The 21549-nt window shown below is 64.7% G+C and carries 18 protein-coding genes and 2 riboswitches; of the genes, 10 read left to right on the top strand and 8 right to left on the bottom strand.

Annotated elements, in window-relative coordinates; translation table 11 throughout:
* Nucleotides 1–54 precede the first annotated feature (54 nt).
* Nucleotides 55–262: riboswitch (cobalamin riboswitch) on the top strand.
* Nucleotides 263–386: 124 nt separating this feature from the next.
* From G6N74_RS19215 to G6N74_RS19250, 8 genes are all read left to right on the top strand, one after another.
* A complete protein-coding gene (locus G6N74_RS19215; RefSeq protein ID WP_165119561.1) occupies nt 387–1634 on the top strand; it encodes an aromatic ring-hydroxylating oxygenase subunit alpha in 1248 nt (415 codons plus the stop codon).
* 99 nt (nt 1635–1733) lie between these two features.
* Nucleotides 1734–2837, top strand: coding sequence for an FAD-binding oxidoreductase (locus G6N74_RS19220; protein WP_205826754.1), 1104 nt, complete (start codon nt 1734–1736; stop codon nt 2835–2837).
* Nucleotides 2838–2840: 3 nt separating this feature from the next.
* A complete protein-coding gene (locus G6N74_RS19225; RefSeq protein ID WP_165119563.1) occupies nt 2841–3089 on the top strand; it encodes a hypothetical protein in 249 nt (82 codons plus the stop codon).
* Between the two features lie 65 nt (nt 3090–3154).
* Nucleotides 3155–3361: riboswitch (cobalamin riboswitch) on the top strand.
* A 195-nt stretch (nt 3362–3556) separates the two neighbouring features.
* Entirely contained in the window at nt 3557–5419 is a 1863-nt protein-coding gene (locus G6N74_RS19230) for a TonB-dependent receptor domain-containing protein (protein WP_165119564.1), read from the top strand.
* A 54-nt stretch (nt 5420–5473) separates the two neighbouring features.
* On the top strand, nt 5474–6301 hold the full coding sequence (locus tag G6N74_RS19235; RefSeq protein ID WP_165119565.1) for an ABC transporter substrate-binding protein: 828 nt from the start codon (nt 5474–5476) through the stop codon (nt 6299–6301).
* Nucleotides 6298–7299: a FecCD family ABC transporter permease gene (locus G6N74_RS19240; RefSeq protein ID WP_165119566.1), complete on the top strand. Its 1002-nt coding sequence runs from the start codon at nt 6298–6300 to the stop codon at nt 7297–7299. Before G6N74_RS19235 ends, G6N74_RS19240 begins: the two co-directional genes overlap by 4 nt.
* A complete protein-coding gene (locus G6N74_RS19245; protein ID WP_165119567.1) occupies nt 7296–8069 on the top strand; it encodes an ABC transporter ATP-binding protein in 774 nt (257 codons plus the stop codon). Before G6N74_RS19240 ends, G6N74_RS19245 begins: the two co-directional genes overlap by 4 nt.
* Before the next feature lie 20 nt (nt 8070–8089).
* The gene (locus G6N74_RS19250) at nt 8090–9124 is read left to right on the top strand and encodes a DUF6925 family protein (protein ID WP_165119568.1); all 1035 of its coding nucleotides are present in this window, start codon (nt 8090–8092) and stop codon (nt 9122–9124) included.
* 206 nt (nt 9125–9330) lie between these two features.
* Here the strand turns inward: G6N74_RS19250 and G6N74_RS19255 are convergent, their stop codons facing one another.
* The 8 genes from G6N74_RS19255 to G6N74_RS19290 form a co-directional block, all read right to left on the bottom strand.
* Nucleotides 9331–10416: an ABC transporter ATP-binding protein gene (locus G6N74_RS19255; RefSeq protein WP_165119569.1), complete on the bottom strand. Its 1086-nt coding sequence runs from the start codon at nt 10414–10416 to the stop codon at nt 9331–9333.
* Nucleotides 10417–10431: 15 nt separating this feature from the next.
* The gene (locus tag G6N74_RS19260; RefSeq protein WP_165119570.1) at nt 10432–11259 is read right to left on the bottom strand and encodes a carbohydrate ABC transporter permease; all 828 of its coding nucleotides are present in this window, start codon (nt 11257–11259) and stop codon (nt 10432–10434) included.
* A complete protein-coding gene (locus G6N74_RS19265; RefSeq protein ID WP_165119571.1) occupies nt 11256–12128 on the bottom strand; it encodes a carbohydrate ABC transporter permease in 873 nt (290 codons plus the stop codon). Before G6N74_RS19265 ends, G6N74_RS19260 begins: the two co-directional genes overlap by 4 nt.
* A 27-nt stretch (nt 12129–12155) precedes the next feature.
* Nucleotides 12156–13445, bottom strand: a complete 1290-nt coding sequence (locus G6N74_RS19270; protein WP_246245813.1) for an ABC transporter substrate-binding protein — start codon at nt 13443–13445, stop codon at nt 12156–12158.
* A gap of 47 nt (nt 13446–13492) precedes the next feature.
* Nucleotides 13493–14230, bottom strand: a complete 738-nt coding sequence (locus tag G6N74_RS19275; protein WP_165119572.1) for an SIS domain-containing protein — start codon at nt 14228–14230, stop codon at nt 13493–13495.
* Complete coding sequence (locus G6N74_RS19280) at nt 14227–14970, bottom strand: GntR family transcriptional regulator (RefSeq protein WP_246245825.1); 744 nt, start codon at nt 14968–14970, stop codon at nt 14227–14229. Before G6N74_RS19280 ends, G6N74_RS19275 begins: the two co-directional genes overlap by 4 nt.
* 71 nt (nt 14971–15041) lie before the next feature.
* Nucleotides 15042–16535 carry an FGGY-family carbohydrate kinase gene (locus G6N74_RS19285; protein WP_165119574.1) on the bottom strand — a complete coding sequence of 498 codons (1494 nt, stop codon included), beginning with the start codon at nt 16533–16535 and terminating at the stop codon, nt 15042–15044.
* An 81-nt stretch (nt 16536–16616) separates the two neighbouring features.
* The gene (locus G6N74_RS19290) at nt 16617–17372 is read right to left on the bottom strand and encodes a GntR family transcriptional regulator (protein ID WP_165119575.1); all 756 of its coding nucleotides are present in this window, start codon (nt 17370–17372) and stop codon (nt 16617–16619) included.
* 122 nt (nt 17373–17494) lie between these two features.
* Here G6N74_RS19290 and G6N74_RS19295 point away from each other — a divergent pair, with 122 nt between their 5' ends.
* Both G6N74_RS19295 and G6N74_RS19300 read left to right on the top strand, forming a co-directional pair.
* Nucleotides 17495–18616 carry a metallophosphoesterase family protein gene (locus G6N74_RS19295; RefSeq protein ID WP_165119576.1) on the top strand — a complete coding sequence of 374 codons (1122 nt, stop codon included), beginning with the start codon at nt 17495–17497 and terminating at the stop codon, nt 18614–18616.
* Nucleotides 18613–21225 (top strand): AAA family ATPase, encoded by a 2613-nt coding sequence (locus tag G6N74_RS19300; RefSeq protein ID WP_165119577.1) that lies wholly within the window; start codon nt 18613–18615, stop codon nt 21223–21225. Before G6N74_RS19295 ends, G6N74_RS19300 begins: the two co-directional genes overlap by 4 nt.
* The last annotated feature ends 324 nt before the right edge of the window (nt 21226–21549 follow it).

The raw sequence follows: 21549 nt of genomic DNA on the forward strand, positions 1-21549 counted from the left end.
CCTTTGCGCTCTGGCCATGTCGCTTTCGTATCGCCGTGCGGCGGGATTCGGTGATTATATCGGGATACTTGAGGTGCTGGTTCGCTTGAGGGCGGATCGGAGAATTGGGAAGCCGGTTCAATGCCGGCGCTGCCCCCGCAACGGTGGTGGAGAATGTCGCGATGGGAGACCACTGGGCCGCAAATGGCTTGGGAAGGTGTTCGTGACAGGTCCTGCAGGACCGCTCCAGAGCCCGGAAACCAGCCTTGAGTGTTGTAAATTCGACTGATCGCGGTGGGCGATCAAGCGGCGGATTTTTGCGCGGACAGGCTCCAGCGGGCGTTGCCGTGCAATCGTTCTCCCCTGAAATCACCACCAGTTCAGTCCTTGGATAGCGAGGACAGGACATGGATGCGCGCAATGAGATGCTGCGGCAGTTACGCAACCGCCGCGAGGGCTTCAGCCTCGAGCAGGCTTTCTATATCGATCCGAACTATTTCAAGCTGGACCTCGACCTGATCTGGTATCGCGACTGGCTGTTCCTCGGCCATGATTGCGAACTGCCCAAGCCCGGCAGCTACATCACCGCGCAGATCGGCGACTATCCGGTGCTGGTCGTGCGCGACCAGAAGGGCGACATCCGCGCCTTTCACAATTCCTGCCGCCATCGCGGCTCGCGCGTCTGCACCGCGGAAAAGGGCACGACAGCCAAGCTCGTCTGCCCCTATCATCAGTGGACCTACGAGCTCGACGGCCGCCTGCTGTTTGCGCGCCAGATGGCGGAAGGCTTCGACAAGAACCAGTTCGGCCTCAAGCCCGTCGCCTGCGAAAGCGTCGGCGGCTACATCTTCATCTGCCTAGCCAAGGAGCCGGCGGATTTCGCGCCGATGCGGGCGCTGGTCGAGCCCTATCTGCTGCCGCACCGCCTGCGCGATGCGAAGGTCGCTTTTGAGAGCACCATCGTCGAGAAGGGCAACTGGAAGCTGGTCTGGGAGAACAACCGCGAGTGCTATCACTGTGCGGCGAACCATCCCGAACTGTGCAAGACCTTCCCCGAAGCCCCGACCGTCACCGGCGTCAACGGTGCCGAGAGCGACCCGGAAATGCTCGCCCATTGGGCGAAGTGCGAGGCTGTCGGCCTGCCGAGCAAGTTCCGCATCGATGCTGGTGGCCAGTACCGCGCCACGCGTGCACCGCTGCTGCGCGACGCCGTCAGCTACACGATGTCCGGCAGGCGCGCGGTGAAGAAGAACCTGTCCGACATCGTCACCGCCGACAAGATCGGCGCGCTGCTGCTCTATCACTACCCGACGACCTGGAACCACGTGCTCGGCGACCACGCCGTCACCTTCCGCGTGCTGCCGATCTCGGCGACAGAGACGGCTGTCACCACCAAATGGCTGGTGCACAAGGATGCGGTCGAAGGCGTCGACTACGACCTTGCCGAACTCACCCATGTCTGGACCGAAACCAACGACCAGGACCGCCGGATCGTCGAGGAAAATGCCTTCGGCATCAAGTCGCCGGCCTACGAGCCCGGACCTTATTCGGTAGAGCATGAGGGCGGCGTGATGCAGTTCGTCGAATGGTACTGCAACTTCATCGAGCCGCGCCTGACGGACGGCGAAAAGCCGGCGCTGCGTAGCGTCGCCTAAGACCATGAGCCCGAACCGCAGGACCGCGTTAGCGAAAAGTGGTTGCCGGTTTTCGGAAAAGCTCATGGTCAATCAAACGGAAATAAGCGGATGAACGCGATGACGGAACTTTCCCTTTATCGGCATCTGGATGAGATGGTGCCGTGGAACGACCGGCTGCAGGTGCTGGAATGCATCGGCGTGATCGACGAGGCGCCGGAGGTGAAGACTTTTATCTTCCGCTCCGACAACCAGACCTGGTTCCGCTACCAGCCGGGTCAGTTCGTCACGCTGGAACTGCCGCTGGAAGACGGCCCGGTGATGCGCACCTACACGCTGTCGTCCAGCCCGTCGCGGCCGTTCTCCATCGCGGTCACGGTCAAGGCTCAGGCCGGCAGCATCGGCACGCGCTGGATGTTCGACAACCTCGTGCCGGGCGTCCACATCAAGGCCTACGGCCCGGCCGGCGATTTCTCGCATCATAACCACCCGTCAGCGAAATACCTGTTCGTCTCCGCCGGTTCCGGCGTCACGCCGATGATGTCGATGCTGCGCTGGCTCAACGACTGCGCTCCATGGACCGACGTCGCCTTTGTCAACTGCGCGCGCCGCCCGGAAGAAATCATCTTCCGCAAGGAGCTGGAACTGCTCGGCAGCCGCATGCCCGGCCTGTCGCTCGGCTTCCTCATCGAGGAGCGCTCGAACCGCGAGGTCTGGAGCGGCCATATGGGCCGCATCGACGCCGTGCGCCTGCCGCTGCTCGCGCCCGATTTCCGCGACCGCGAAGTCTTCTGCTGCGGCCCAGACCCCTTTATGCGCGCGGTGCGCCAGATGCTCGAGGCCGCCGGCTTCGACATGGCGCATTATCATCAGGAAAGCTTTGGCGCGCCTCCGGTCGAAGTCGTTCCGGCGCCCTTTTCCGACGCATCTTCGACCACCGGCGACGCCGCGCCTGTCGAGCAGATCACGCCGATCCGCTTTGCGCTCTCGGATGTCGATGCCGATTGCGTCTCCGGCCAGACCGTACTCCAGACCGCCCGCGCCTCGGGCGTGCGTATTTCAGCTGCTTGCGAATTCGGCCTGTGCGGCACCTGCAAGATCAAGAAGGTCTCGGGCGAGGTCGAGATGAGCCACAATGGCGGCATCCTCGACCACGAGATCGAGGACGGCTTTATCCTCGCCTGCTGCTCGAAGCCGCTCGGTGCGCTGACGGTCGAGGCCTGACCCATGGGCTCGCATTGGCAATCGGACGCGATCGAGCGTCCCGCCGGCTCGGCTGTGTCTGTCGAAGACCCAGCCCTGTCGTGCCCGGAAGATATCTTCCTGTCCTGGCTGCTATGGCTGCCGCAAGGCAGCGACATACGCACTGCCGCCGCCCGCGAAGTGGCGCGGCTCGACCGCCGTGCACCACTGCGCGATGACCTGCGGCGTCTGCGACGCATGTTCATGCTCGTCGCAAACGGCTCGGCCGTTTAGGCATTTCCACATCGGCTTTTTCCACGCATGGCCAAACCCGGTTGACGCTCGCCGGACGCACAGCTACCAGTGGAATCGGAAATGGTTCCGCTTCACGGCGGATGAAAAGGGAACACGGTGAGATCGTCAGATCGAAGCCGCGACTGCCCCCGCAACTGTAGCCGGCGAGCTTTCTTTCAACAGGCCACTAAAAGCGCTCCAGCGCGATTGGGAAGGCGAAAGACAAGCATTGACCCGGAAGTCAGGAGACCTGCCTTTTCCGGTCACCCATGCTTGAACACGGGGTGTGTTCAGGCGCGGTCGCCCGTGGCGGTGACATTTGAAAAAGTGTTGCCGCATGCCGGGGTTGGCCGAGGGTTCGATGTCGTCGTTTCATAGTCTGCCTGTCGATCATTTTCCTGTCTGCGGTTTGTCATCAAACCTTCGGGCGCGCTTTGCCGCCCGCCAAAAGCCTATCGGGGGCAGACATGCAGAAATCGACCATTTTGGCTGGCGCATTGGCGCTGGCTTTCTCGAATAATGCCGGTGCGCAGGAACTGGACGACGGTGACGCGAACGTAATCAGGCTCGACACCGTGGTGGTCACGCCGCTTCGGCGCGAGACCACGCTGGCGCGCTCGACCTCGTCGGTGACGGTGATCGACCGCAAGGAGATCGCGCAGTCGGCCGCGCCCGACCTGCCGTCGCTGCTGAAATCCTATACCGGTGTCTCGATCATCTCCTATGGCGGGCAGGGCGCGGGGGCCAATGTCTATCTGCGCGGCATGTCGGCCACGCAGACGCTGGTGCTGATCAACGGTGTGCGAGCAAGTTCCGCCACCAGCGGCACGACATCCATCTTCAACATCCCGCTGGCTTCCATCGAGCGCATCGAGGTCGCCAAGGGCGCGCATTCGGCCCAGTACGGCGCCGACGCCATGGGGGGTGTCGTCAACATCATAACGAAGCAGGGCGGGGCCTGCGCCGATGGCCGCAATGCATGTGCCACGCTCACCACCGGCGTCACCCATCCCTGGGGCGGCTATGTCTCCGGCACGGTTCAAGGACGCAGCGAAAGCGGCGTGAACTACGCGCTCAGCGGCAGCCTGCTCGGCACGCGCGGCTATGATTTCACCACGCCGCTGGCCTGGGGCCATGAGCCCGACGATGACGGCTTCCTGCAAGGCTCAGCCAATCTCTCGCTGTCGAAGGACTTCGATTGGGGACGGCTCTATGCCGACGGCCTTTTCGCGCGTGGCCGCAGCCAATACGACGCGACATTTCCATCCAGCAATGAGGTCGACACGACGACCTTTGCCGGCAAAGTGGGAGCGCATGTCCTGCATTCCGATAGCTGGTCCTCGACCGTCGAAGTCAGCTCCGGCCTCGACTACTCGACCAATTTCCGCGACGGCGTGTCCGGCGACAGCCAGTTCGACACGCAACGCTACGGCATCTTCGCCTCGACCGAAAAACGCTTCGAAACCGGCAAGGCCAGCCACATCCTGACCGGCGGCGTCGAAGCCTATCGCGAGCAGGTCGATTCGACCGTCGACTTCGCCGTCGATTCGCGCGATCTGGCGGCGTTGTTCAGCCAGTATTCGCTCGAATATGAGGCGCTTCGCATCGATACGGGCATCCGCTACGACCACAGCAGCCAGTTCGGCAGCGCCACCACCTACAATGTCGGCGCGAGCTACGAGGTGCTGCCTGATCTCGTGCTGCGCTCCTCCTACGCCACCGGCTTCCGCGCGCCGACCTTCAACGATCTCTATTATCCAGGTTACTCCAATCCGGACTTGAAGCCGGAAAAGTCGCGCTCCTATGAAGTCGGGCTCAACTGGCAGGCAACCGCCGGCACCGGTCTCGACCTCGCTTTCTACCAGACGTGGCTGACCGACGCGATCGCCTCCAATCCGCCGACCTACCTCCCCTTCAACGTCGCCCGCGCTCGCATAACCGGCTTCGAGGCGACGCTGGCGCATCGCTTCAGCGACGAGTGGAGCGGCAAGGCCACGCTCGACATCCGCGAGCCGCTCAATCAGGACAATGGCAAGTACATTCTCTATCGCGACCGCTTCAAGGCGACCACTGAGCTCACCTACAGCCCGACCGAACAGCTCGATCTCACGGCGAAGGTCCTCTACGGCGCGGCGCGTTATGCCAACGCCGCCAACACCGTCGAACTGCCGGACTACGTGACCGTCGATTTCACGGCGCTCTATGCCCTTGATGCGCGGTCGCAGTTCAAATTCTCGGTCGAGAACATGTTCGACGAGGAATACGCCACCGTCACCGACTATCGCGCACCGGGGCGCACCTTCAATCTGAGCTTTACGCGAACGTTCTGAACGGGGAGGTTCTGCATCGGGCCTCTCTTGGAGGTCCGATGCCTGGAGAAAAGCATGAAACAAATCATGGCGATCTTGATGATCTCGGTTCTCAACGCCTCTGCGGCTCTCGCCGCCGAGGTTCCGCACCGCGTCGTCTCGATGAATGTCTGTACCGACCAGCTTGCCATGCTGATCGCCGGCGCGGGCCAGCTTTATTCGGTCTCCTATCTCGCCGGCGACAGGAATGCGTCGGTGCTTGCCGATCAGGCCGGAGGCTATGTGGTCAACCATGGGCTGGCGGAGGAAGTCTTTCTCATGCAGCCGGACCTGATCATCGCTGGCACCTTCACGACCCGGACCACGGTCGAGCTTCTGCGGCGGCTGGGTTTTCGAGTGGAGGAATTCGCGCCGGCAAATTCCCTTGATGATATCCGCGAACATATCGCGCGCATGGGCGAACTTCTCGGGCGGCAGGAGAAGGCCGCCGAACTGGTAAAACGCATCGACAATGATCTTGCCACCCTGCGCGCGCAGCCGCCTTCCAGCAAGTCTGTCGCCACCTACTACGCCAACAGCTACACCTCCGGCTCCGGCACGCTGGTCGACGCGCTGATAGGCGTCTCGGGCCTCGAAAATGTCGCTGCACGGCTCGGCCTGACCGGCACGTCGAAACTGCCGCTGGAACTGCTGTTGCTGGCCAATCCCGATCTCATCGTCTCCAGCGAGGGCGATTATGCGGCCCCGGCGCTGGCCGAGGAAGGCTATGTCCACCCGGCCTTCAAGGCTGTGACCGCCGGCAGCAAGGCCGTCAACATTTCGACGAAATACACCATCTGCGGCGCGCCCTTCACGCTCGAGGCGGCGCACATGCTTCGCGACGCGGCGGGAGCGGCCAAATGAGCGAGACTGCCCGCTATCGACTGTTGCTCATCGTGCTTGGCGCGGCCACGTTCATCCTGTTCCTGCTGTCGCTCACCGTCGGCCCCGCGGCATTGGCCTTTACCGACAGCATCGCCGCGCTATTCTCATCGAAGGCCGGCGCCATCGCATTGATCATGCAGGAAATCCGCCTGCCACGCGCCATTCTCGGCCTGATGATCGGCGCGACGCTCGGTCTTTCGGGTGCGGCACTGCAAGGCTATCTGCGCAACCCGCTGGCCGAGCCGGGGTTGATCGGCGTCAGCGCCACTGCCTCGCTCGGTGCGGTCATTGCCATCTACACCGGCTTCTCCGCGGTCTTCCCGCTCGGCCTCCCGCTGGCCGCCCTTGCCGGTGCCATGCTCGCGGTGCTGGTCGTGCAAGCCATGGCCGGCATGAAGGGCGGCGCGCTCACCATCATCCTCGCCGGCGTCGCCGTTTCGAGCTTTGCCGGTGCAATGACCTCGCTGGCGCTCAACCTGTCGCCGAACCCCTTTGCCGCACTCGAAATCATGTTCTGGATGCTAGGCTCGCTCACCGACCGTTCCATGACCCATGTCTGGCTCGCCGCGCCCTTCATGGTCGTCGGCTGGGTCATGCTTGCCTCGCTCGGTCGCCCGCTCGACACGCTGACGCTCGGCAATGACGCCGCCGCAAGCATGGGTGTCGATATGCGCCGCGTTCAGTTCCTGGCGGTGTTCGGCACCGCCGCGTCCGTCGGTGCCGCAACCGCTGTCGCCGGCGCCATCGGTTTCGTCGGTCTCGTCGTGCCGCATATATTGCGCCCGCTGGTCGGCTCGCGCCCATCGCGCCTGCTGCCGGCCAGCGCGCTCGGCGGTGCCTGCGTGCTGCTCGCCGCCGATATTCTGGTCCGCATCATCGCACCGGGAAAGGATCTCAAGCTCGGCGTGCTGACGGCAATCGTCGGCGCGCCGTTCTTCCTCTGGCTCGTCTATCGCACGCGGAGGAACCTGCTGTGACCCTGCTTGCCATCGATCAGCTACATACCTCGCTTGGCGGCAAGCCGGTGCTGCACGGGCTTTCGCTTGCCGTGCAGGAAGGCGAATTCGTCGGGCTGATCGGCCCGAACGGTGCCGGCAAATCGACGCTGCTCAGGGCAGCCCTCGGTCTCATCCCCTCGACCGGAAAGATCGCCATTGCCGGTAAGGATGCCGCCGCCATGCCGGCGAAGGAAAGGGCGCGTCACCTCGCCTATCTGCCGCAGGAGCGCGAGATCGGCTGGCCGGTTTCGGTCGAAATGCTCGTCTCGCTCGGCCGCGCGCCGCACCGTCCGGCCTTCGCTGGGCTGGACGCCGCCGATACAGCAAAGATCGAAGAAGCCATGCGCCGCATGGAGGTCGACGCCTTCCGCCACCGCCCGGCGACCGACCTTTCCGGTGGCGAAAAAGCGCGCGTACTTATCGCCCGCGCGCTTGCTCAGGATGCGCCGCTGCTGCTCGCCGACGAGCCGACCGCCGGCCTCGACCCGTCCCACCAGATCACGCTGATGCGCCTGTTTGCGCAGCTCGCCGCGGAGGGCAGGGACGTCGTCGCATCGCTTCACGATCTCGGCCTTGCGGCACGCTGGTGCACGCGGCTTATCCTCATCGACAAGGGCCGGATCGTTGCCGACGGCGCGCCGCGCGAGGTGCTTACGGCTGCGCGCCTGCGCTCGGTCTATGGCGTGGAGGCTTATCTCGGCGAGACGCAGGGCGGCATGCTGGTCATGCCGCTGGATGTCGCCAGCTGACGGACTTGGGAGGGCGAAACATGGAAAAGCTGCACAACCTCATTCGCGACCATCTGCGCGACTGGCAGACGGGCTGGAGCATGGGCACCTTCGGCGCAATCGCCGAGTTCCATCAGGACCGCGACGAGACGCCGGTCATCGACGACGGCTTCACACTGTCGCGCGCGACACGGCGCGGCGCGATCCACATCGACCGCAAGCGGCTCGACGAGGTCGTCCCGCTCGCCTACGAGACGGTTAGCCCGCGCGCCCATCGCTGGAGCCAGGCGGTCGCACTGTGCCTGCCGGATGCGCTGGCGCGCCGCGAGGCGCGCTCAGTCCTGACAGAGCTTGGTCCCGACGACGACGCCATTCGCGGCATCGACCACACCGGCATTCTTTTCGATATGGGCCTGTCCCTGCCGCAATGCGATTTCTGCATCCGCACCAGCGATCCGAAACTGCTTGCCGTGCTGCGCGCCAATCTTGGCCGCTCGCTGTTCGAGCATGACAACGCCGCCATGCCCGCCATTCTTTCCGCGCATCCGCACCGCGTCGCGCTCACCCATATCGGCCGCGTCGAGGTGTTCCAGAAGATCGGCGGTCCCGACACCGGCGGCGTCTCGCCACCCGGCCCGCACACGCATCTGCTGCTGAAGCTGCTGCGAACCGGGCGTACGCATTCGGCCAACACGCCGATCCCGGAAGGGCTCATGCCGCTCGGCTCGCTCCATCCCGGCAACCCGGTCATCGGCGCCATGGGCGAGGACATCGAATTCGATGCGGTACTGCACCGGCATTTCCAGGATATCTATTTCGCCTATGGCGACCCGAACCTGGTGATGCTGAAGCGAACTGTCCTCGGCGCGCTGCAACGTGGCGGCGACCCGGAAGGCTTTGTCGTTCCCGATGGCCGCTTCGAACGCGGCGTCGTGCGCCTTGTGCTGCGCCAGCAGGCGCGGCTGGCCGAACACCAGCAGGACTCGGAGCTGGCGCACCGGCTTACGGTGTGGCGCAAGGTGCATGACCAGCGGGGCGATGCCGAGCTCGAGGACGACGATTCACCGGGGCATTGATGGCGTTTTCTGTGAGAGGTTTCGTCTGAAAAATTGCCCCTCACCCTTACCCTCTCCCCGTGAAAAACGGGGAGAGGGAGGCGTCAGCGTTGGAGCGTCCTTCTTCCCCATATTGTGACGGAGAGAAGGAGATTGGCCGCTACGTCGATGACCCCCTCTCCCCGTTTTTCACGGGGAGAGGGTAAGGGTGAGGGGCAGCGCAACTCTCAGATACGCTTCCCATCCTGATCGAACAGAAACGCCCGCGATCCATCCAGCCCGAAGCGCGCGCCGTCGCCGGCGTTGAAGCTGCGGGCGTCGCGGCTCTCCACGGTGATCGTGCCGCCTTCGGGCAGTTGCGCATGCGCATAGGTGACGCCGCCGAGGCGCTCGACCAGCGTGACCTTGCCGGAAAGCGCGCTGGTTGCCCCGTCTGCTGCCACGAAATGCTCGGGCCTTATGCCGAGGTTGACTGCCGTTCCAAGCTTGGGCGCCGCGCCGCGCGTTGCGACCGCCATGCCCGTCAACCCAAGCTTGGGTGCTGCGACCATGGCCTTGCCGCCTTCCACGCCGACAACCGTGACCGGCACGAAATTCATGCGCGGCGAGCCGATGAAGCCGGCGACGAAGCTGTTGTCGGGGTTTTCGTAGAGTTCCAGCGGCGCGCCGACCTGCTCGATGCGACCTGCGCGCAGCACCACGATGCGGCTCGCCAGCGTCATCGCCTCGACTTGATCGTGGGTGACGTAGATCATGGTCGTGCCGAGTTCCTGATGCAGCCGCGCGATTTCGATGCGCATCTGCACGCGCAATTCCGCGTCGAGGTTGGACAGCGGCTCGTCGAACAGGAAGACGCCGGGCTGGCGAACGATGGCGCGCCCGATCGCCACGCGCTGGCGCTGGCCGCCGGAAAGCTCGCGCGGCTTGCGTTGCAGGTAGGGTTCCAGATGCAGGATCTTGGCTGCTTCCGCCACCTTGCGGTCGATCTCTTCCTTCGGCCGCTTCGCCATTTCCAGGGGAAAGCCCATATTGGTCGCCACCGTCATATGCGGGTAGAGCGCATAGGTCTGGAACACCATGGCGATGCCGCGCTTGGCCGGGTCCTCGCCGGTCACGTCGCGTCCGCCGATTTCGATGCGTCCATCCGAGGTGGTTTCGAGCCCGGCGATCATGCGCAGCAGCGTGGACTTGCCGCAGCCGGACGGCCCGACGAAGACGACGAATTCGCCGTCCTTGACGTCGAGATCGACGCCGCCGATCACCTCGGTCTCGCCGAAGCGCTTCTTCACTTTCTGGAGCGACAGGCCCGCCATGACTATACCTTCAACTTACTTGACCGCGCCGTCGGTAAGGCCGGAAACGAACCAGCGGCCGACGAGGGCGAAGAGGATGACGACCGGGATGATCGCGGCTGTGGCGCCGGCAAGCAGCAGGCCCCAGTCGATCTGATACTGGCCGATGATGCCGGCAAAGCCGACGGGAATGGTGCGCCGCGCGTCCGACACGATCAACACCGAGGCGAACAGATATTCGGTCCACGACGAGATGAAGGCGAAGATCGCCACGCTGGCGATGCCCGGGGCGATCAGCGGCATCAAGATGCGCACGAGGATGGTGGTCGTCGGCGCGCCATCGACCACCGCCGCCTCCTCGATTTCGCGCGGGATGGTGGCGAGGAAGGAGCGCATCATCCAGATCGAGAAGGGCAGGGCAAAGGCGACATTGACGATGACCAGCGCCACCGGACTGTCGATCAGCCCGACCTTGGCGAACAGGCCGTAAAGCGGGATCAGCACCACGACGCCGGGAAAGGCATAGGCGAGCAGGATCGTGCGGTAGAGCGCGTTGCGGCCGGGAAATTCCATGCGGAAGAAAGCGTAGGCCGCAGGCAGCGCCAGCAGCACGGTGAACGCCATCGAGAACGAGGCGACGATGATGCTGTTGATGAGATAAACCGGGAAGTCCGACGCCTGCAGCAGCTTCTCGAAATGCTGCAGCGTGAAGCTTTCCGGGATCATCGTCGGCACGCGCTGAATGATCTCGCGCGGCAGCTTGATCGAGCCGCTGATGACCCACCAGAACGGCAGCACGATCAGAAGCGCGATCAGCAAAAGTCCGCCATAGAGCGAAAGCGACTGTCCGAAGCTGCGTTTCATCGCGCGGCCTCCTGCGCAGTCATGGCGCGCGTGGCAAGGAAGGCGAAGCCCATCAGCAGGATGCTGGTCAGCACCGAGACGGTCGCCGCCTCGCTCAGCCGGTATCCCTTGAAGGCGGTCTCGTAGATCAGCACCGGCAGCGTCTGCGTGGCACCCGCCGGTCCGCCCGCAGTCAGCAGCCAGATCACATCGAAGACGTTGAAGGACAGGAGCGTGCCGACGACGCCAAGCACCAGCAGCGTCGGCTGAAGCAGCGGCCAGGTGATGCGCTTGAAGCGCTGGAAAGTGCCGGCACCGTCGATGCGCGCGGCCTCATAGAGATCGCTCGGGATGCGCGTCAAGCCTGCCAGCATCATCAGCGCGGTGAAGGGGAACCAGCGCCAGGAATTGATCAGGATCAGTGTCGTCATGGCGCTTTCGCGGGTGGCGAAGAAGCCGACCGGGCGCTCGATGACGCCCGCTTGAATAAGCAACGGGTTGATCATGCCGCCCGACGACGACAGCAGCCAGCGCCAGATAATGACAACGACCACCGTCGGCACGATCCAGCTCAGGATGACCCAGGTGCGGGCGATGCGGACGCCGGGAAATTTCTGGTTGAGGATCAGCGCTGTCGCCAGCGCCAGTGCCGTCTGCACCACGGCATTGCCCAGCACCCAGACGACACTGCGGCCCAGCGCGCGCCAGAAGCCGGCGCCGCCGAGGATCGCGGCATAATTGGCAAGGCCGACATAATGGCCTTGCGAGCCGATCACGCCGACATCCTGAAAACTCAGGATGACGGCCTGAACCAGCGGCCAGCCGAGAACGGCCAGCAGGAACAGCAGGGCAGGCGACACGAACAGGAAGGCCAATGTGGTGTTCTTCATCGTGTCTGTTCCCGCCCCGCCGCTTTCTTATTTCTTGGCGATTTCGGACATGCGTGCCTGGCCGCCCTTGACGGCGTCAGCTGCGGTCTGCCCGTCCACCACGATGTGCTGCAGCGTTTCGGCAATCACGTTCTGCGCCGAGATGGCGCCGATCGACGGGAACACCTTGCCGGTGGTGAAGCCGAACAGCTTGCCGGCATGCGAGTTGGCAACCATCGTCTCGACCTGTGACTTGTACTTGGTCACGGTCTTGTCGTTCCAGAATGAGTCCGCCTTGGCGCCGTCATCGGTCACCGGCAGGAACAGGCCCGGCTCCATGGTCAGGAAGCGGCCATAGTTAGCCGGCTCCAGCAGCCAGGCAAGGAACACCTTGGCGGCGGCCTGCTTGGCCTCGTCCTTGGTCGTCAGCATGATCGCGTTGGAGTAAGAGATCGTCGCCGATTCGCTCTGATCGTCGGCATGCGGCACGGGTGCCACGCCAAGATCGGCAGCATCGCCTTCGGCCTGCGTGTCATAGGTGTTGATGACGCCGAACTGCAGGATCATGCCGCAGGTGTTGCTGGCAAAGCAGGCCTCGGCCTCGCCCCACGTCCACGAGCCGTTGTCGGCCGGTGAAAGCTTGGCGAGCTTGCTGTAGAAGTCATAGGCGTTGACGGTCGCCGGCTTGTCGAAGTCGATCGAGCCGTCATCCTTGTAGATGTCGGCAGCGCCGCTGTTGACCATGACGCTGTAGACGGTCTGGTCGGTGTAGAGCTGCTTGTTGGCCGGAAGGCCGATGCCGTATTTGCCGTCGGTGCTGAGCTTCTCGGCGGCGGCCTGCCACTCGCTCCAGGTCTTCGGCACTTCGACGCCGGCAGCCTTGAGCACGCTGTTGCGGTACCACAGCGAGATCGCCATGTTGTAGGCAGGCACTGCCCAGACATGGTCGTCATACTGGTAGGGTGCGAGCGTCGCGGGGATAAAACCGTGCTTGGCGTCGAGATCCTTGACCAGATCGTCAACCGGCACGACCGCGTCGATGCCCTTTAGCACCGTGGTGAAATCGGGAATGGTGAAGAGCAGGTCCGGGCCGTTGCCGGCTGCGAAAGCGGCGGGCGCCTTGGCATAGACTTCGCCCCAGCTCTGCGGCTCCTGCTTGACCTGGATGTCGGGATGGGCGGCGTTGAACTCGTCGAGCAGTTCCTTCATACGCTGCACGCGGTGCGGTGGCTGCTCCATGTGCCATAGCGTCAGGTCGACCGGCGCGGCATAGGCGGTGCCGGTCATAAGCGTTGCGGCAAAGCCGGCAAGTGTCAGAAATTTCGTCAATTTCATCATGTAGTCTCCCATTAATTCGCGGCTCCCCTTGAGTCCGCGGAATTTCCTCAAAGATGTGGATTGCGCGGCCTGTATTTGGCGATCAGAGCCGCATTGACCTCTTTTGCGCCCGGCATGTTGGCGCTGAGATAGATCGGCGCGTTGATCCCGCCGGATTGCAGCCGCACGGCGGCCTCGACGAACACCGCGTTCATCAGCGCCGCGCCGATCGAGGTCGAGATCGGCCCGACGCGCAATTCGCTGCCAGGCACCTGCATCGTGGCGTCGCCGGGAGGCCCGCCATTGTCGAGCACGATGTCGGCGACGTCGGCCAGCCGTGTGCGCCCATTGGCTGCCTGCCTGGAATATTCCTCGGAGGTGATGGCGATGACGGTTGCGCCCTTCGCCTTGCCGAGCTGGGCGGCCTCCACCGTTGCGGTGTTGACGCCGCTGTTGGAGACGACGATCAGCACATCGTTCGGACCCATCGGGTAGCGCTCGAAGATCGGCGCGATGATGCCTGACATGCGCTCGAAGACGGTGCCGGCAACGGCACCCTCATGCACCATGGTGGTGGAGGACAGGATCGGCACGGTCAGCGCCAGCCCGCCGGCGCGGTAATGCGCCTCCTCGGCCATGGTGTGGCTGTGGCCGGTGCCGAAGATATAGACCAGACCGTCGGCCTTGGCGGTGCGCTCCACCGCGTCCGCCGCTGCCGCGATCGACGCGGCGTTTTCCTCGATCAGCCGGCCGGTGCGCGCGGTCAGGTCGGCGAGATAGGCGGCGGCGTGCGGCGTCTTGGTCATGCATCTTTTCCGAGTGTCAGATTGACCCGCATCACGAAACAGTCGCCGCGATAGACCGAGCGGACATATTCGATCGGGCGTCGCGTCGCATCGAGCGTGCGGCGGGTGAGGACGAGAACCGAACTCTGCATCGAGATGCCAAGTGCTGCCGCACTCGATGCGTCGGGATGCGCCGACCACAGTCTCTGCTCGGCCTCGCTCGGATAGATGCCGTAGTCCTCGCGCAGCACGCGGTAGAGCGAGTCCGTGGTGAAATCGGCGCGGTCGAGCAGTTTCGGCGCAAGGGCGGCGGGAATCTCGGTGCGCTCGAGCCCGACCGGCTCGGCATCGGCAAGGCGCACGCGCACCAGCCGGTGCACCGGCGCATGCTCGGCAATGCCAAGGGCGTTTGCTGCCTCCAGATCGGCGGCACCCACGCCGGCATCCAGCACGATCGAGGAGGCGACACGGCCGCCGCGCTGCATGTCTTCGGTGAAGCCGCTCAGCGTCGAAAGCTGCTGCTCGATCTGCGGATGGGCAACGAATGCTCCGCGGCCCGTACGAGTCTCGACCAGCCCGCGCCGCTCCAGAACCTTCAGTGCCTGCCGCGCCGTCATGCGGCTGTAGCCAAGGTCCTCGGCCATCTGCCGTTCCGAAGGCAGCCTTTCGCCAATCTTCAGTGCGCCGGACGCGATCCGCGCCGCGAAGTCATTCGCGATGCGCTGGTAGAGCGGTTGCTGGTCGGCGGCGATAGACGTCATGGGCACCGGTATATTCCATTGCTACCAGTGGTATGCACCACTCTCTTGCATCCTGTAAAGTGCTTTGCCGCCTATTTCCCCAATGCAGCGTCGCGACGGGCACGATAGGTGACAAAAGCGCTGTCCCAGGCAGGTTTGACGGCAGTGTCCGGTTCATGCCGGCGCTGGATTTCGCGCGTCGAGACCGAGGCTTCGCGGATCGATGAAAAACGTCCGATGGCGGTGGCGGCAAGCAGGGCCGCACCGCGTGCGCCGAACTCGGTACCGGCCGGCACCAGCACGGCCGTGCCGAGGCAATCGGCGATCATCTGCGTCCACATCGGGCTGCGCGCGCCGCCGCCCGTCAGCAGTATTTCGTGGCCCGCGCCTTCCAGATCCTGGAAAAGGTCGCGCAGCGCCAGCGCCACGCCCTCATAGACCGCGCGGATCATATGCGGGCGGCCATGCCGGGGCGAAAGGCCGTGGAAGCCGGCCCGCGCCTCGCGGTTCACCACCGGCGCGATGATGCCGCTTTCGCTGAGATAGGGCAGATAAACGACACCCTCGCTGCCGATCGGAATGGGCGCGATCATCGCTTCCATGCGGGCATAGAGGTCCGGCTCCTTCGCCAGGTCGGGCAGCAGCGTCTCCACCGCCCAATCGAGATTGAGCGTGCCGGCGACATTGACCATGGCGCGGTACCAGGTCTCGCCCGGCAGGGTGAACAGCAGTCCGAGATCGGGCGGGGTGAAGACGGGACGATCCGAAACCACGCCGACCATGCAGGTCGTGCCGAGCACGGCCATGGCCATGCCGGCTTCCAACGCACTCGCGCCGGTCACGGTCGCCGGCACATCGCCCGCACCGATGGCCACCGGCGTACGCTCGGCCAAACCCGTTGCCGCCGCCGCCTCAGCGGTGACGAAGCCGCCGACGGTTTCGGAATCGGCCACCGGCGGCAGTTTGTGCGCGAGGTCCGAAACCTGGAATAGCTCGAGCATCTCGGCGCTGCGGTCGCGGTCGCGCGCGCTGCCGGGGGCGACTGCCGCCTCGGTGCGGTCGGCGGCGACCTTTCCGGTCAGCTTCAGCCGCAGAAAATCCTTGTAGCTGAAGACGTGCGCCGCGCGGTCGAGAACCTCCGGCTCGTTCTCCTTCAGCCATGCCATAAGCGGCAGCGTGCAGCCCTGCTGTACCACGCAGCCATCCGACTGGAAGATGCGCTGATAAAAGTCCGGGACTTCCGCCGCGCGGCGCTCCATCCAATCCTGCGCGCGGCTGTCTTCCCAGATGATGCCGGGGCGCAGCGCATTGCCCGCCTCATCGACCAGCCAGGCACCGACCATCGCAGCCGACAGGCCCACGGCAGCGATATCCGCGCCCGTGACGCCCGCGTCCTTCAGTGCCGCCTTGACCGCCACGGTCGCCGCCTCCCACGCCGAAGCCGGATCGATCTCCGACCAGCCCGGATGCGGCCGTTGCAGGCGGATGCGGTGCGCGCCTGCGCCAAGCTGCCGGCCTGCCTCGTCGAAGACGGCAGCCTTGGTTACGGATGAGCCGGCGTCGATGCCGAGAAAATAGCGGCTCATGTGCAAGCCCCATTGACGCAATGCAAAGCCGGTAGAGTCCCCGGCGCGATGCCGGGCGAGGTAGCGTTCGAAAGTCTCATTCTAAGCTCCGATGCCCAGTTCCGCGACGAAGTCGTAGGCGTCGCCACGAAAGATCGAGCGGCTGGATTCGACGATGCGGCCGTCTTCCAGCCGCGTGATTCTGTGAATATCGAGCGCTGCCGATCCGACGGGAATCTGCAGCAGCTTGGCCGTCTCGGCGTCGACATTGATGGCGGTGAAATGCTGCACGGCCCGCGCCGGCTTGTAGCCGCGCGCCCGGAATGTTTCATAAAGCGAAGCGCCGACATCTTGCGGGTCGGCAAGCACGCTGGCCGGCGTCAGCGACCATTCCACCGCGATCGGTTCGCCATCGGCCAGTCGCAAGCGGCGCAGGCGGATCACCATTTCGCCCTCGGCAATGCCGAGCAAACCAGCCTCATCGGCATTGGCCTGCGCGCGTTCGCGGGACAGCCAGCGCGTGCCGGCCTCCCTGCCGCGCGACTTCATGTCCTCGGTGAAGGAGTAGAGCTGGCTCAGGCTCTGCACCAGCCGCTCCGGTCCGCCGGCGACATAGTTGCCGCTGCCGTGGCGCTGGACGATCAGCCCGTCTTCGACCAGCCCGACGATCGCCTTGCGCACGGTCACCCGGGAAATGCCGAGCTGCACGGCAAGCTCGCGCTCGGAAGGCAGCGCGGCACCCGGCTTCAGCTCGCCCGAGGCGATTGCCTCGGAAACCAGCGTCTGCAGGCGTCGATAGGCCGGCGCGGGATCGTCCCGGTTCAGTTTGTCAGGAGAAAAAATGCCGGGAAGCGTCACGTTGCACCATAATACCAGAGTAATACCAACATAATACCAATCTGAGCGCCGCCGCAATGGGCTGGTGATGGGCGGAGACGCCTCTTGCACAGCCTGCGCAAGGACAGCTATCGAGGACGCACATGGCGTTCAGATTCCTTCACACAGCGGACTGGCAGATCGGCAAGCCCTTCGGCAACGTTCCGGGCGATGCCGGCGCGGAGCTGCGCGCCCAGCGCATCGCCACCATCGGCACCATCGCCAGGCTGGCCGCAACACGCGGCGTCGACGCCGTGCTGGTCGCGGGCGATGCTTTCGACAGCAACGAAGTGCAGGACCGCACTATCCTGCGCACGCTGGATGCGCTGAAACCCTTTTCCGGCCGCTGGATTTTCCTGCCCGGCAACCATGATGCAGCACTTGCCCACAGCGTCTGGAGCCGCATGCGCCAGATGGGGCTGGAGGCCAACATCACCATTGCCGACAAGCCAGTGCCAATCGAAGGCTGGGACGGCCGCGCCGTCGTCCTGCCCGGGCCGCTGTCGCGCCGTCGCGAATCGCTCGACCAGACCGAATGGTTCGACGCCGCCGCGACACCCGAGGGCGCGATCCGCGTCGGCCTTGCCCATGGCAGCGTCGCCAATCGCCTGCCCGGTGTTGCCGAAGCCAGCAACGAAATCCCGGAAACGCGGGCGCAGACGGCAGGGCTCGCCTATCTGGCGCTTGGCGACTGGCATGGCTCGCTGAAGATCGCGCCGAAAACCTGGTATTCCGGCACGCCCGAAACCGACCGCCACCGTGCCAACAGTTCCGGTCTGGTTCACATCGTCGATCTCGATGGCCCCGATGCGCCCGAGCGCGTCGAGACGGTCCCGGTCGGCCATTACCAATGGCACCAGCTCGAAGCCCAGCTGCTCGACGGCACCTGCCAGGCAGCGCTCGAAGCGCTGTCTTCGATCGAAAGCGAAGCCGCGCGCCGCGTCGTGTCGCTCACCTTGCGCGGCGGCGTCAGCCTGGCGGAACGCTACCGCCTTGGCACCGAACTGTCGTCCTGGCAGCACCGCTTCCACCATCTCGACATCGATGATGCGGGCCTGTTCGAGGAGCCGACGGAAGACGATCTCGACGCGCTGGATTCGTCCGGCTTCGTCCGGCTGGCGGTCGACCGGCTGAAGGCGCAGGCCGGCAATCCGTCGAATCCCGCGGCAGCAAGCGCCCGCGTCGCGCTGCGCATGATGTATGTCGACCATATGAGCGGCACATGAAGCTGCGCCGCATTGAGGTCACGGATTTCCGCAAGCTCGGCCATGTCGTCATCGACGATCTCGGCGACGGCCTCAATGTGGTCGTCGGCGACAACGAGGCCGGCAAGTCCACCTTGCTCGCCGCCTTGCGCGCTGTGCTGTTCGAGCGCCACCGCGTCGGTGGGGCCGCCGCCGTCGCCATGCAGCCTTACAACCAGTCGGTCCGCCCCGAAATCCGCCTCGACTTCGAGCGCAACGGCGCGGCGTGGCAGTTGCGCAAGGCATTCTGCCAGCGCCCGGAGGCCGAGCTCGCCGGCAATGGCGAGCGCTACACGGGCGATGCCGTCGAGGAAAAACTGGCAGAAATGTTCGGCTTCACGCCGCCTGGTTCGGGCGGATCGAAGCCGCTGGAACATCATGGTGTTTTCGGCCTTCTCTGGGTCGAGCAGGGCACCTCGCATCGCGCGCTCGGCATCGGCAGCGGGCGCAATCATCTTGCCTCGGCGCTCGAAAGCGAAGTCGGGCAGGTGACGGGCGGCGAACGCGGGCGTGCGCTGCTGGCCGCTTCGGAGGAACGAAAGTCCGGCTTCTGGGACAAGCGCGACAATCCGCGCGGAGAGTTCCGGGCGCTTGCCGCGCAGCTTGAAGCCGACCGCGAACAGTTTGCCACGCTGCAAAAGCAGATGGCCGAGCACGATGCCCAGGTTTCGCGGCTGGCCGGGGTGCAAAATATCCTTGCCCGGCACACGCGCGACGACACGCTCAATCAGGCGATCCAGAAAGCGGTCGCTGCCCGCGCGGCCGCAGCCCGTGTTGCCCAGCTGGAGGAAAAGCATCAGGCTGCCGTGGGCGGCGTGGAGCGGGCACGGCTGAGGCTGGATGCCGCCATGTCCCGTAACATGGCGCGGCGCAGGCTGGCCGCCGATCTGGCTGCCGACAAGTCGGAGATGGACGCAGCCCATGCTGCGCGCAACGAAACAAGCACCGAACTCGCCCGGCTCGATGCGATTTCCAGCAAAACGGCGGCGTGCCTGAACGAAGCCGCGAGGGCCGAACAGGAGGCAGCCGGGCGCGTGCGCCGCATGGAGCAGGCGATCGCGCGGCGTCAGGCCACCGAAGCGGTCGAGCGCCTGACCGGCCAGTTGAAGCTTGCGGAGGATGCCGACGCAGCCCGGCGAAAGGCGAGCGCGGTTGCCAGCGCGACCAGCCTGACGGCGAACGACATCGCCGCGCTGGAAAGCCTTGAACGGGATCTGTATCAGGCCCGCGTCAGGCTTGAGGCCGCCGGCGTCCGCATCACGCTCCACCCCGACGCTGCGCAGGCCGTGCGTCTAGACGGCAAGCCGGTTGCGAGCGGCGAACTCGTTCTTTCCCGAGACGCAAGGCTCGTCCTCGAAGGTTACGGCGAGGTCGGCATTCATCCCCGTGGCGGCACGGAAGACTTGATGCGCGCCGCGGAGACTGCCGAAACGGCATTCCAGCAGGCGCTGCGCCGGCTTGGCTTTGCCGAATTGATCGCTGCGCGCAATGCGCTTCGCCTTCAGGAAAATGCGCGCGCAGAAGCTGCCAATCTTGGCAGGACAGTGGCTGCCGTCGCCCCCGGCGGCATCGAGGCGTTGAAACAGGAACTGGCGCGCAATGCCGTCCTGGTGAGTGCGGGTGAGGCTGTCGACGGCGCTGAGCCCGGCGATCTCGAATGCGCAAAGCGCGAGAGCCACGAAATACGCGGCCGGCTTGCGGTTCTGGAAAGCGAAGCCCGGGCGCGGCGCTCAGCCGCCGAGACCGCGCGGCGCGAACTGGCCGTACTCGACGAGCGCGCCTCGGCCGCCGGCCAGCGATACGGGAAACGCCTCGAGGAATTGTCGGCGGCACGGCAGGTCACTGGCGACCAGGTGCTGGAAGATGAACTCGCAGCCGAGCAGCAGGCTTTTCAGGCCGCCGATCAGGATCGTCAGGCCGCAAGTGCAGCACTTGCCAACGCCGATCCCGAAGCAAAGCAGCTCGCTTTGCGACAGGCCGAGCAGGCCGAGACGATGATCCGCAGGGATATCACCGCGCTCGACATCGAAAAGCGCGAGATCGAGGCGGCCTTGCGCGCGCTCGGCAAGGACGGGCTTGGCGAGCAGCTTGCTCAGTTGGAAGGTCAGGTTGCGCTTGGCGAAACCCGCCTGAAGACCATGACGCTGGAAGCCGAGGCGGCGCGGCTTCTGTTCAACACGCTGTCGCAGGCGCAGCGCGAGATGCGGGACCTTTGGCTGGCGCCGGTGCGCGAACGCTCTGCGCCCTATCTCCGGTTGATCGAGGCGGACAGCAATATCGTGCTGCACGACGAGACATTCGAGATCGATCAGGTCGTGCGCAACGGCGTGGCCGAGCCCTTCGGCGGCCTGAGCGTCGGCGCGCGCGAGCAGATCGCCGTCATCACCCGCATTGCGCTCGCCGATATCCTGCGCGAGGCCGGCCAGGAATCCTGCATCGTGCTGGACGACGCGCTGGTCAACACCGACGAGGCGCGGCTGGAGCGCATGCACCTTATCCTGCACAAGGCGGCAGCCAACCAGCAGATCCTGATCCTCACCTGCCGCGAGCGCGATTTCCTGCAACTCGGCGCGCCGATCCGCCGGATGTGATCTGCCTACCCATGGGTGGCGACCTTTTGTCCCTTGGCATTCGGGCGGGCGGTCTCATATAAGGGTCCTGCAGGACGACCTGCGCTTCCAAAATCATCCGGGGACGGCCCCATTGTTTCGGAGAACCGAAGTAATGGCGCATGACACCCACTGTCCTTTTCAAGCATCCGGCCATTCGCCGCCGCGCTTGGCGCGTGCCTGTCGCTGGTCAGCTTTTCCGCGCCATCTGGCTCGACCTTTTGCAGTCGATCCCGTTGAAACTCTTCGACGATCAGGCAGCGATCTTGCGATTCCTTTCGTACTTCATGTTTCATTCTTTAACTG

This window comes from Mesorhizobium zhangyense (assembly GCF_011045115.1).
Classification (GTDB): Bacteria; Pseudomonadota; Alphaproteobacteria; order Rhizobiales; family Rhizobiaceae; genus Mesorhizobium_M; species Mesorhizobium_M zhangyense.